This is a genomic window from Sinorhizobium arboris LMG 14919 (assembly GCF_000427465.1).
Classification (GTDB): domain Bacteria; phylum Pseudomonadota; class Alphaproteobacteria; order Rhizobiales; family Rhizobiaceae; genus Sinorhizobium; species Sinorhizobium arboris.
This window is the reverse complement of the sequence record NZ_ATYB01000014.1, coordinates 3477414-3489899: the sequence shown is the minus strand read 5'-3', so window position 1 is coordinate 3489899 and position 12486 is coordinate 3477414. Positions and strand designations below refer to the sequence as shown.

Genomic DNA, 12486 nt, shown 5'->3' with positions numbered 1-12486 from the left:
GCCGGGCCAAGGCAAGACGAAAGGGCGTCCAGCGCCTCTCCTTCGCCAACCGGCACCGTCTGCGTGAAGTGTCCGGGTCGGACCATTCCGCGGAATCCCCTGTGGGAAAGCCCTTCATTTCGGTTGCACCGGAACTTTCCCCCAGGGCGCGAGTACAATATGACAACTTCGTGACAATCGACAGTTGGATGGATCGCTGATGCTCGGCCTGTTTCGCAAGCTCCTCCCCCGGGAAGACCGTTTTTTTGACCTGTTCGCTGATCATTCGCGCACTGTCATGGGTGCGGCGGAGGCGCTGAATGCGCTGCTTGCCGGCGGGCCTGAGATCGAAAGCCATTGCGATCGCATCGTCGCCCTCGAGAACGAGGCCGACGAAATCACCCGCGAGGTCCTGCTGGCGGTTCGCCGCAGCTTCATCACCCCCTTCGACCGTGGCGACATCAAGGATCTCATCCAGTCGATGGACGATGCGATCGACATGATGCACAAGACGGTAAAGACCATCCGGCTCTACGAGCAGAAGAGCTTCGATCCCGGCATGCAGGCCATGGGTGCGGCGGTCGTCGAGGCTGCTCACCTCATTGCCGAGGCCATTCCGCTCCTCAACCGGATCGGTGCCAATGCTCATCGCCTCAGCAGCATCGCCGAGGAGGTGACGCGCGTCGAGGGTCGCTCCGACGAACTGCACGAGCACGGGCTGAAGGATCTCTTCCGGCGCCACGGCGCTTCCAATCCCATGGCCTATATCATCGGCAGCGAGATCTATGGCGAACTGGAAAAGGTCGTCGACCGCTTCGAGGATGTGGCGAACGAAATCAGCGGCATCGTGATCGAGAACGTCTGATGGATCCGACGCTCGCCTTCCCGCTGCTCGTCGGGCTGATCGCCGTCGCGCTGTTCTTCGACTTTCTCAACGGATTGCATGACGCGGCCAATTCGATCGCGACCATCGTCTCGACCCGCGTACTCCGGCCGCAATATGCGGTGTTCTGGGCGGCCTTCTTCAACTTCATCGCCTTTCTCTTCTTCGGGCTGCACGTCGCCGAAACGCTCGGGACGGGCATCATCGATCCGGGTATCGTCACGCCGCAGGTGATCTTCGCGGCGCTGATGGGCGCGATTATCTGGAACATCGCCACCTGGATCTTCGGAATTCCGTCGAGCTCCTCCCACGCGCTCATCGGCGGCCTCGTCGGTGCCGGCCTCGCCAAGACCGGTTTCAGCTCCATCGTCTGGCAGGGCCTCCTGAAGACGGCCGGTGCCATCGTCATGTCTCCGGGCATAGGCTTCGTTCTGGCCCTGCTTTTGGTGCTGATCGTCTCCTGGCTGTTCGTTCGCCAGACGCCCTTTGCCGTCGACAGCACCTTCCGGGTGCTGCAGTTCGTTTCCGCTTCTCTCTATTCGCTCGGCCACGGCGGCAACGATGCGCAGAAGACCATGGGCATCATTGCCGTGCTTCTCTTCTCGCAGGGCTATCTCGGCTCGGAATTCTACGTGCCCTTCTGGGTGGTCATCACCTGCCAGGCGGCGATCGCACTCGGCACGCTCTTCGGCGGCTGGAGGATCGTCCACACGATGGGCTCGAAGATCACCAAGCTCAACCCGATGCAGGGCTTCTGCGCCGAGACGGGCGGCGCCATCACGCTGTTCGCCGCGACCTGGCTCGGCATTCCGGTTTCGACCACCCACACGATCACCGGCGCGATTATCGGCGTCGGGGCGGCGCGGCGCGTGTCCGCGGTGCGCTGGGGCCTCGCCGGCAATATCGTCGTTGCCTGGGTGATCACCATGCCGGCGGCAGCGTTGATCTCGGCGCTTTGCTATTTCGCCGTTGACCTTATCGCCTGAAGCTTTTGCCGGGCACGCCGTTGGCTTTGCCGGCGGCCGGGAGTATATTTCCGCAAGCTAATGGAATTGCATCCGGGGAAGAGTGAACTTCCATCGTATCTGGGGAGGAAACGATGACGGACGTCGAGTGGACGATCAAGGGTCGCGAATTCATCCATTGCAACTGCGCCTATGGCTGCCCGTGCCAGTTCAACGCACTACCCACTGAGGGGTACTGCCGCGCGATAGCCGTCGTCGACATCGACGAGGGAAATCATGGCGAAACGCGGCTCGACGGCCTGAGATGCGGCATGATCGTATCCTGGCCCGGTGCGATTCACGAGGGCAGGGGCGCGGTGGTTCCGATCATCGACGAGCGCGCCTCCGACGAACAGCGGGAGGCGCTGCTGCGGATCATGAGCGGTCAGGACACCGAGCCGGGCGCCACCTTCTTCCAGGTCTTCGCGACGACTTTCGAGACCTTCCACGATCCGGTTTTCGCGCCGATCGATTTCGAGATCGACATCGAGAAGCGCTCGGCGCGTGTCAATATTCCGGGCTGGATCGAGGCCCGCGGCGAGCCTATCGTCAATCCGGTGACCGGTGAGGAGCACCGCGCCCGCATCAACCTTCCGCACGGTTTCGAATACGACCGCTGCGAGGTGGGGCGCGGCTGGGCCGAGACGAGCGGGCCGTTAGCACTTTCGCTGGCGGATTCGCACGCCCACTTCGCCAGACTGCACATGACCGGAAGCGGCGTGGTTCACTGACGCCATGCCGGCCGACACCGCGCTCGAAAGCTTGCTGCGACGGGATCGCGCAATCGTGGCAGCGTCCCTCGCAGCATTGGCGGCGATCGCGTGGATCTACACTCTATGGCTCGCCGCCACCATGGACATGGATGGCATGAGCATGTCCGGGTCCGGCATGGGGGCGGGCATGGAGATGGATCCTGCCATGGAAATGGACGGGATGGGGATGGGAATGGGGCACGGCGGCGGAGCCGATCCGCTCGACGCCTTCCTCGGCATCTCGCCGCGCCCCTGGAGTGCCGTCGAGGCCGGCGTCACCCTAACCATGTGGACCGTAATGATGGTCGGCATGATGCTGCCTTCGGCAGCGCCTATGATCCTGCTCTATGCCCGGATCGGCCGGCAGAGCCGGAAGGAGGGCAAGCCCTTCGCCGCGACCGGTTTCTTTGCCGGCGGTTATCTTCTTGCCTGGGCGGGCTTTGCGCTTGTCGCGACGCTTGGACAATGGCTCATGGAGGGGACTCTGCTGACGCCGTCGCTGGCAAGCGCCAGCCGCGTCTTCAGCGGTGTCGCGCTGACGATCGCCGGCCTTTACCAATGGACGCCGCTCAAGGATGCCTGCCTCAGCCAATGCCAGACGCCGGTCGTCTTCCTGCAGCGACATGGTGGCTTCCGCCGTGATCCCGCGGGAGCCGCCGGGCTGGGCTTCCGCCACGGCCTCTATTGCATAGGCTGCTGCTGGGCCCTGATGACGCTGCTTTTCGTCGGCGGCATCATGAACGTGCTTTGGATCGCGGCGATCGCGATCTTCGTGCTCGCGGAGAAAGTGTTCTTTCCGGGCCAGACCCTCTCCCGGCTCGCGGGTGCGCTGCTCGTGGGGTTGGGACTGTGGCAGTTGGCTGCGGCTGCCATATAGGCGGGCGGCGTGTTGCACGGGGGCGATTGCTGAACACGCCCCCGTCCGGCCTGCGCGGCCGCCTTCTCCCCGCAAGCGGGGCGCAGGAAACCCGCGGGACTGCCTCAGGCCCCTCCTCCCGTCTCTATCGGGCGAAACCTGAGGCCTTGCCTCAATCGCTCAACGTATCGAAGAAATCCTTCATCCGGGAGAAGAAGCCCGTCGATTCGGGATTGTTCTCCTTGGACGAGATCTGCTCGAATTCCTGCAGCAACTCGCGTTGGCGCTTGGTGAGCTTCTGCGGCGTCTCGATTTGAATCTGGATATAGAGATCGCCCGTCTGGTTGGAGCGCAGCACCGGCATGCCCTTGCCCTTGAGGCGGAACTGCTTGCCGGCCTGCGTGCCTTCCGGCACAGTGACGCGCGATTTGGTGCCGTCGAGCGTGGTGACGTCGAACTTGCCGCCGAGCGCCGCCGTCGTCATCGAGATCGGTACGGCACAGTAGAGATCCGCGCCGTCACGCTGGTAGAATTCGTGCGGCTTGACCGAGAGGAAGATGTAAAGGTCGCCCGCCGGGCCGCCGCGAAGGCCAGCCTCACCCTCGCCGGAAAGCCGGATGCGGGTGCCGTCCTCGATACCGGCCGGAATGTTGACCGAAAGCGTCCGCTCCTCCATGACGCGGCCCTGGCCGTGGCACTTCGTGCACGGGTCGGCGATCGTCTGGCCGCGGCCGCCGCAGGTCGGGCAGGTCCGCTCGATCGAGAAGAAGCCCTGGGCGGCGCGAACGCGGCCGGTGCCCTGACAGGTACCGCAGGTCTTCGGGCTGGTGCCGGGCTTGGCGCCCGTACCGGTGCAGACGTCGCAGGTGATCGACGTCGGCACGCGAATTTGTGCCGTCTTGCCGGAATAGGCCTCCTCGAGCGAAATTTCCATATTGTAGCGCAGGTCCGCGCCGCGCTCGCGTCCCCCGGACGAGCGGCGCTGACGGCCACCCATCATCTCTCCGAAGATGTCTTCGAAAATATCGGAGAAACCGTGCGCTCCACCGCCGGCGAAACCGTTGCCGAAACCCGCGCCCATGCCGCCCTGCTCGAAAGCCGCATGGCCATAGCGATCATAGGCCGCGCGCTTCTGCGGATCCTTCAGCGTCTCATAGGCTTCGTTGATTTCCTTGAAGGATTTTTCCGCTTCCTGGTCGCCGGGATTCCTGTCCGGGTGATATTTCATCGCGAGTTTGCGAAAAGCGCTCTTCAGCTCCTTTTCGTCCGCGTTTTTTTGAACGCCAAGCGTTTCGTAAAGATCACGTTTCATGCTTCAAAGATCGTCCTGTTATCAGCGACAGGGCTTGCCAGCGCGAAGGATCCGACGGCTGCCTGATTATCTTGCCACAGGATTTAGTAAACCTTTAAGCGCGATACCATAGCCAAGTCGGGGCGGAAGTGGTTTTTTGTCGGAAAACGGCTGTTTCGCGGCCACTTTCCTCCGCATGGTTGGCCCGCTTCCACACCTTTGGGCTGCAGCCCGTGAACCGCCTATGAAAAAGCCCGGGATCGCTCCCGGGCCTGTTCAACGAAAGGCGAAGTCCTCAGGCCGACCGCTTGCGGTCGTCTTCGTCCTTGACTTCCTCGTAGTCGGCATCGACCACGTCATCCCCGGAGCGCTTGGCGTCGGCGGCGGCATCCGCATGGGCGGCTTCCGTCTGCTGAGCCTCATAGATCGCCTGGCCGAGCTTCATGGAAGCTTCCATGAGGGTATTGGTCTTGGCCTTGATGTCCTCTGCGTCCGGCTCGGAAGCCTCGACGGCGCTCTTGAGCGCTGCGATTGCATCCTCGATCGCCTTGCGGTCCGTCTCGGACACCTTGTCGCCATGCTCCTGGAGCGACTTCTCCGAGGAATGGACCAGGCTTTCGGCCTGGTTCTTGGCCTCGACGCCTTCGCGGCGCTTCTTGTCGGCCTCCGCGTTGGCTTCGGCATCCTTGACCATCTTCTCGATCTCCGCGTCGGAAAGACCGCCGGAGGCCTGGATGCGAATCTGGTGCTCCTTGCCGGTGCCCTTGTCCTTCGCCGACACCTGAACGATGCCGTTCGCATCGATGTCGAAGGTGACCTCGATCTGCGGAACGCCGCGCGGCGCCGGCGGAATGCCGACGAGATCGAACTGGCCGAGCAGCTTGTTGTCGGCCGCCATTTCACGCTCACCCTGCGAGACGCGGATCGTCACGGCAGACTGGTTGTCGTCGGCCGTCGAAAAGACCTGGCTCTTCTTCGTCGGGATCGTCGTATTGCGCTCGATAAGGCGGGTGAAGACGCCACCGAGCGTTTCGATGCCGAGCGAGAGCGGAGTGACGTCCAGCAGCAGCACGTCCTTGACGTCACCCTGCAGAACGCCGGCCTGGATGGCGGCGCCCATCGCGACCACTTCATCCGGGTTGACGCCCTTGTGCGGCTCCTTGCCGAAGAGCTGCTTCACCGTTTCCTGGACCTTTGGCATGCGGGTCATACCGCCGACGAGGACGACTTCGTCGATCTCGGCGGCCGAAACGCCGGCATCCTTGAGCGCGGCCTTGCAGGGCGCGATGGTCTTCTGGATCAGGTCTTCGACCAGGCTCTCGAACTTGGCGCGGGACAGCTTCATGGTCAGGTGCTTCGGACCGGAAGCGTCCGCCGTGATGAACGGCAGGTTGATTTCGGTCTGCTGCGAGGACGAGAGCTCGATCTTGGCCTTTTCGGCAGCTTCCTTCAGGCGCTGCAGCGCGAGCTTGTCGTTCTTGAGGTCGATGCCCTGCTCCTTCTTGAACTCGGAGGCAAGATATTCGACGAGGCGCATGTCGAAGTCCTCACCGCCAAGGAAGGTGTCGCCGTTGGTCGACTTCACCTCGAAGACGCCGTCGCCGATTTCGAGAACCGAGATGTCGAACGTGCCGCCGCCAAGATCGTAAACGGCGATTGTCTTGCCGTCCTTCTTGTCGAGGCCGTAGGCAAGTGCAGCCGCGGTCGGCTCGTTGATGATGCGCAGCACGTCGAGGCCGGCGATCTTGCCGGCATCCTTGGTGGCCTGGCGCTGGGCGTCGTTGAAGTAGGCCGGAACGGTGATGACGGCCTTCTCGACCTTTTCACCGAGGTAGGACTCGGCCGTCTCCTTCATCTTCTGAAGGATCATCGCGGAAATCTGCGACGGAGAGTAGGTCTTGCCATGGGCTTCGACCCAGGCGTCGCCATTGTCGGCCTTGACGATCTTGTAGGGGACCATCCCCTTGTCCTTCTGGGTCGTGGGATCCTCGAAGGTGCGGCCGATAAGGCGCTTGATCGCAAAAAGGGTGTTCTCGGGATTGGTCACCGCCTGGCGCTTGGCCGGCTGACCGACGAGACGTTCGCCGTCTTCGGTGAATGCCACCATGGAGGGGGTCGTGCGCGCGCCCTCGGCGTTCTCGATCACCTTCGCGTCCTTGCCGTCCATGACGGCGACGCAGGAGTTGGTCGTTCCCAGGTCAATACCAATAACTTTAGCCATGTTGTTCTCTCCTTGCAGCGGACTGTCGGAACCCGGTCAGGCATTCGTGGGACAGCCCCTAACGGGATGGTCTTTGCATCTTGTCTCTTCGCAGCTGCGGCTGCGGCGATGCGGCGTATATAAGGACCGGCGTTTCGGACTGCAAGGCATTCTGCGGGGGTATCAGCGGCAAATGCAAGCCGCATTTTGCAAAGGTCCGACGGCCGCTGCCGCAACGGTCGCGCGGTCCTCAGCCGCCGGTCAGAAGATCGAAAAGGGTGGTTCGGCGGGTCCCGCCGGTGGTCTCCCCGACGCCTGCCGGTGGAATCGGTCCTCCGGCCCGTTCTGCCGGCGGCATGTGATCGACGGAGGCCATGCCTTCCATGCTCTCAACGCCGTCCATGCTTGCCGGCCGCTCGGGGAAAACATCCGGACTGCCCGCTTCCGGTCCGCCGGTCGGAATTTCTCCCGCAGCCGCGATGCCGCCCTCGTCGAAGACAGGCTGCACGCCCGTCGTACCGAAGAGGGGCGAGGGTGAAAGACCCTCATGCGCCGCAGCCATGAAATCGTGCCAGGCCCTGGCCGGAAGGCCGCCGCCGGTGACCTTCTTCATGAACTTGCCGTCATCGTTGCCGAACCAGATGCCGGTCGCGAGGTTCGATGTGTAACCGACGAAGAGCGCGTCGCGGAAGGACTGCGTCGTTCCGGTTTTCCCCGCCGCCTCCCAGCCCGGCAGGCGCGCGTTCTTGCCGGTGCCGTTGGTCAGCACCCGCACCATCATCCGATTCATCTCGCTGACGATCGCCGGGTCGAGCACCCGTGGCGGATTGTCGTATGTGTTTTCGTAAAGCACAGTGCCGTCGGCCGCGGAGATGCGCCGGATGACATGCGGCGTCGCCTTGAAGCCTCCATTCATGAAGGGCGCATAGGAGGACGTCAGCTCCACAAGCGTCACTTCCGACGTGCCGAGCGCGATCGATGCATTGGCCTGCATTTCCGAGTCGATGCCGAGGCGATGCGCGAGCTTGACGACGTTCTGCGGCCCGACCTCCATGACGAGCTGGGCGGCAATGGTGTTCAGCGAATTGGCGAGCGCGTCGGCAAGCGTCACCTCGCCGCGGTACTTCTGGTCGTAGTTTTCAGGCGTCCAGTTGCCGATCCTGACCGGCGCGTCGTTGCGGACCGACATCGGCGTACGGCCGATCTCGAGCGCCGCCGCATAGACGAAGGGCTTGAAAGCCGAGCCCGGCTGGCGCTTCGCCTTGGAGGCGCGGTCGAACTGGCTTTCGGCATAGTCCCTGCCGCCGACGAGCGCCCGAATGGCACCTGTGCCGTCGATCGAAACGAGTGCTGCCTGGGACGCATCGAGTTTGCCGCCCTCGGCCTCGAGCCTCTCGGCGAGCACCTCTTCCGCCTTCTTCTCGAGCGCAAGGTCGATGGTCGTGTCGATGACGAGGTCCTGCCTTACCTCGCCGATCATGCCCGGGAGCTGGTCCATCACCATGTCGGCAACATAGTGCTCGGCGCCGGACCAGAAGCTCTTTGCCCGTGTCGGCGTCTGCGACATCGCAGTCTTGATCTCGGCATCGCTGATGAAGTCTTCCTCGCGCATGGCGCCGAGCACGAGCTGCGCGCGCTCCTCGGCCGCTTCCGGATCGCGCGCCGGCGACAGCCGCGAGGGAGCTTTCAGCAAACCTGCGAGCAGCGCCGCCTCGCCGAGATTGACGTCGCGCGCCGACTTGTTGAAGTAGCGCCGCGACGCCGCCTCGACGCCATAGGCGTTCGACCCGAAGAAGACGCGGTTGAGATACATCGCCAGGATCTGGTCCTTGGTGTATTTCTGCTCCAGCCAGAAGGCGAGCAGCACCTCCTGCACCTTGCGCTCCAGCGTCCGCTCCGGAGAGAGGAACAGGTTCTTGGCAAGCTGCTGGGTGAGCGTGGAGCCGCCCTGGACCATGCGGCCGCTCGTCAGGTTGGTCAGCATGGCGCGCGCCAGTCCCAACGGATCGACGCCGAAATGCGAATAGAAGCGCCGGTCCTCGATGGCGATCACTGCCTGCGGGATGTAGGGCGACATGTCTTCGAGCGCGATCGCCTCGCCGCCGGTCGCGCCCCTGTTGGCGATGATGTCGCCGTTCGCCGCGAGAATCTTGACATTGGGCGGCCGTTCGGGGATCGACCAGCTGGTCGCGCTCGGCATGCGCGCGCCGTAATAGAGCACGAGCCCGCCGACGCCGATCGCACCCCATATGCCGAGCACGATGCACCAATAGGCGAGCCGCCGGACGAGGCCGAAGAAGCCGCCGCCGGAGCCGTTTCTCCCGGAGCCGCGCCCGCCGGCGCGCCTGCCGCGCTTTTCTCGCCTGGCGCCGCGGTCGGTCGGCCTGGCGCGCTTCGGCTTGCTTCCGCCGCCCGCGACGCGGTCGCTCGCGTCGACGCGCAGGTCGCCGCCGTCGTCGTTACCGCCGAAGGAAGGCTCGATCCGCTGTCCTGATTTGCCGCTCGCCATGCCGGAAGGAAATATCCCTTTGGAGGCCGGACCAGATGCCCATCGCCCGCAGGCGATTTCCGGCCGTGCCGTTGTCGTGCGGGAGGCTCCACCCCGCCCGCTGGTGCCGATCCGATTACTCTAAAATGCGGCAATTTAAGGGGGAGTTAAGAGCTCTCCTCAGAAAAAGCCAGATTGTTCAAAACCTTGCGGGCACGGGCAGACCGGCGGGCGGTGTTCCCGCCCTCCAGGCGGAACCGTCTTGCACCCGGCGCAATGCTGCAATGCAACATTGGCGCTATTCCCGCAGTGAGAATGGTTTATTCTCCTCCTTGTCGAAGCGCTGTACCTCCTCCCACGGCGCCCGGCATTCGGTCGGTTCACTCCTCCTCCCAGAACCGATCAAGTTCAAGACCCCGAGCCTCCTCCTCCCGGCTCGGGGTCTTTCTGTATCAAGCGGCGCGCGTCGGGCTCTGTCCGTGCATGTCGTCCTGCCAGAACCTCTGAGCACATTCGGGCGACGTGCGTTGAGCGAAGAAACTCGTGGCTGCGGCCGTAAAGCACGTGTATCAGCACCCCTATGAGATCCAAGGCAAATGGTTACGTCTTCGCGCTTCTGGCGATCGTCATCTTCTCGATCCAGGACGGCATCTCGAAGCATCTGGGCGCCATCTACCCGCCCGTCTTCGTAGCGATGATCCGCTACTGGGCCTTTGCCGGCTTCGCTGCGGCGCTCGCGGCACGGGCGCCTGGCGGATTTGCTGCGACGGTCGTCACGAAAAAACCCGTCATTCAGCTCCTGCGCAGCGTGCTTTTGCCCGTGCAGATCGTCGTGGTGATCACCTCCTTCACCATCGTCGGGCTGGCTCATTCGCAGGCGATCCTCGCGGCCACGCCGCTCTTCGTGGCGCTCCTGTCGATGCCGCTGCTCGGCGAGCGGGTCGGGTGGCGGCGCTGGTCGGCGATCGCCATCGGCCTCCTCGGGGTTCTTCTGATCCTGCGGCCGGAAGAGGGATCGTTTGACCTGAACTTCCTGCTGCCGCTGGCGGCTGCAGTGATGTTCGCCTTCTACGTCATCACGACCAGACTTGCGAGCCGAGCCGATTCGGCGATGACGAGCTTCTTCTATACCGGCGTCGTCGGCGCCCTCGCGATCAGCCTCGTCGGCCCCTTCTTCTGGGCGACGCTTTCGGGAGCGGACTGGGGTTGGATGGTATTGCTCTGCATCACCGGCACGTCGAGCCATTATTTTCTGATTCGCGCCTATGACATGCTCGACGCCGCCGCGGTTCAGCCGCTTACCTATCTGCAACTCGTCTTCGCCTCGATCATGGGCGTGACCATCTTCGGCGAGACGCTGACGACGAACATGATCATCGGCTCGGTGCTGGTGGTTGCCGCCGGCATCTTCACACTCTGGCGCGAGCATGTCGTCAGCCGGCGAAAGTCGGGCCTGCCCCCGCGGTAAGGCCTTCTCCTTCGACTCAAAATCGTCGGGATCGTACCGGACACTCGCGGTCGCGCCGGCTTTCGGGCCGGCGGGCTCGTCCGTTCGAAAGGAAGAAGAATGAGGGTTCGCTGCACCGCGCTGATCGCCCTTGCCGCCCTTGCCGCGCAGGGTGTCGAGGCCAAGGCACAGGAGGAATTCCCCTATGTCGACGACCGCTCAGACGGCGAGGCGCTCGTCCGCTCGCTCTACAACGCGGTCAACCGCAAGGAATATGCGAGGGCCTACGGCTACTTCGGCGCCGCGAAACCCGTCGGCGAATTCAAGGCCTTTGCCGAAGGCTATGCGAAGACGGCGTCCGTGGAGGTGAAGTTCGGCAAGGTCGTAACGGAGGGCGCCGCCGGCAGCATCTATTCGGCCGTTCCCGTCGCGATCAAATCCATTGAAGAAGGGGGGAAGACCCGCTTCTTCTCCGGCTGCTACGTGACGAGAATCATCAACCCGTCGCTGCAGGTCCCGCCCTTCACGCCGTATCAGATCGAGACGGCGCGCCTCGACGATGCCGAGGGTCCGATCGAGAAGGCGATCCCCGCCACCTGCAACGTCCCCTGACCCAAGCGTTTTCCCCCGGAAATGCGCTATGGTTCCTTCGCTTTCCGTTCTTTCAGGAAGCGGGAATGCTCGAAGACGAGGATGACGACGAGGGCCATCACGAAGGGTATGAGGAGGTAGAGCAGCCGGAAGATCGCGAGTGCGGCCAGGACGTCGGCCGGATCCATTTCCGGCAGCGCGGCAATGAAGACGAACTCGAGCACACCAAGGCCGCCGGGCGCATGGGAGAGCAGCGCAGCGGAGAAGGACGCGAGGAAGATGCCCAGGATGACCACATAACCGGGATTGCCGGCTTCCGGCAGCGCGAAATAGATGATGCCGGCAGCACCCAGAAGCTCGATGGGCGCGATAATCAATTGCCTCACCACGATCGAGGGTCGAGGGTATTGCAGTTGGAACCAGCGCGTGCGCAGCGGCCGCATGCCGACCGCGCTGCCGAGGACGTAGAGCGCAGTGAGCGCGAGAATCAGGCCGCCTGTCGTCAACGACATTTCAATCGGCAGGAATTCCGAAAACCTCTCGATGATATTCGGCTTCAGGAGCAGCACGATGGCCGAAAGCATCAGCGTGCCGAGCGTGAAGGTAAAGGAGCAGAAGGCGACGAGCACGCCCACTTCCCCGGGCGTCAGGCCTTTCGACCGATAGGCTCGATAGCGCACGACCGCGCCCGAAAACACCGAGGCGCCGAGATTATGCGAGAGGGCGTAGGTGGTGAACGAGCAGAGGGTGATGAACCACAGCGAAATGCGATGGCCGAGATGGTCGAGGGCCAGCCGGTCGTAGGCGGCAAGCGCCGCATAGGCGAGAAGCGTCGAGCCGATCGCGAGCAGCCAGCTTTCGAGCGATATGGCCTGGAAGCTCGCCAGGAACTCGTTGAGCGACAGGCCGCGCAATTCGTCGACGAGAGCACGCACCGAAATCAAAATCGCCGCGAGCCCGACAAAGGGCCAGAAATATGTCTTGAGCCGTTTCAT

At 63.3% G+C, this 12486-nt stretch carries 10 protein-coding genes; 6 read left to right on the top strand and 4 right to left on the bottom strand.

Annotation, left to right across the window (positions count from 1 at the left end):
* Positions 1–199: 199 nt before the first annotated feature.
* The 4 genes from SINAR_RS0127960 (at position 200) to SINAR_RS0127945 (ending at position 3495) form a co-directional block, all read left to right on the top strand.
* Positions 200–844 (top strand): DUF47 domain-containing protein, encoded by a 645-nt coding sequence (locus tag SINAR_RS0127960; RefSeq protein WP_028002151.1) that lies wholly within the window; start codon positions 200–202, stop codon positions 842–844.
* Positions 844–1848, top strand: a complete 1005-nt coding sequence (locus SINAR_RS0127955) for an inorganic phosphate transporter (protein ID WP_028002150.1) — start codon at positions 844–846, stop codon at positions 1846–1848. Before SINAR_RS0127960 ends, SINAR_RS0127955 begins: the two co-directional genes overlap by 1 nt.
* A 113-nt stretch (positions 1849–1961) precedes the next feature.
* Positions 1962–2597, top strand: coding sequence for a DUF1326 domain-containing protein (locus SINAR_RS0127950; RefSeq protein ID WP_028002149.1), 636 nt, complete (start codon positions 1962–1964; stop codon positions 2595–2597).
* A gap of 4 nt (positions 2598–2601) precedes the next feature.
* Complete coding sequence (locus SINAR_RS0127945; protein ID WP_028002148.1) at positions 2602–3495, top strand: DUF2182 domain-containing protein; 894 nt, start codon at positions 2602–2604, stop codon at positions 3493–3495.
* A 151-nt stretch (positions 3496–3646) separates the two neighbouring features.
* Here SINAR_RS0127945 and dnaJ read toward each other — a convergent pair whose 3' ends face one another.
* From dnaJ to SINAR_RS0127930, 3 genes are all read right to left on the bottom strand, one after another.
* Complete coding sequence (gene dnaJ, locus SINAR_RS0127940; protein ID WP_028002147.1) at positions 3647–4786, bottom strand: molecular chaperone DnaJ; 1140 nt, start codon at positions 4784–4786, stop codon at positions 3647–3649.
* Between the two features lie 274 nt (positions 4787–5060).
* Complete coding sequence (gene dnaK, locus SINAR_RS0127935) at positions 5061–6986, bottom strand: molecular chaperone DnaK (RefSeq protein ID WP_028002146.1); 1926 nt, start codon at positions 6984–6986, stop codon at positions 5061–5063.
* A gap of 229 nt (positions 6987–7215) precedes the next feature.
* Positions 7216–9474, bottom strand: a complete 2259-nt coding sequence (locus tag SINAR_RS0127930) for a transglycosylase domain-containing protein (protein WP_028002145.1) — start codon at positions 9472–9474, stop codon at positions 7216–7218.
* Positions 9475–10033: 559 nt separating this feature from the next.
* Between SINAR_RS0127930 and SINAR_RS0127925 the strand changes: the two genes are divergently transcribed.
* Positions 10034–10921, top strand: coding sequence for a DMT family transporter (locus tag SINAR_RS0127925; protein ID WP_028002144.1), 888 nt, complete (start codon positions 10034–10036; stop codon positions 10919–10921).
* Between the two features lie 99 nt (positions 10922–11020).
* Positions 11021–11512 carry a hypothetical protein gene (locus SINAR_RS0127920; protein WP_028002143.1) on the top strand — a complete coding sequence of 164 codons (492 nt, stop codon included), beginning with the start codon at positions 11021–11023 and terminating at the stop codon, positions 11510–11512.
* Positions 11513–11538: 26 nt separating this feature from the next.
* Here SINAR_RS0127920 and SINAR_RS0127915 read toward each other — a convergent pair whose 3' ends face one another.
* Positions 11539–12486 carry a lysylphosphatidylglycerol synthase transmembrane domain-containing protein gene (locus SINAR_RS0127915; RefSeq protein ID WP_028002142.1) on the bottom strand — a complete coding sequence of 316 codons (948 nt, stop codon included), beginning with the start codon at positions 12484–12486 and terminating at the stop codon, positions 11539–11541.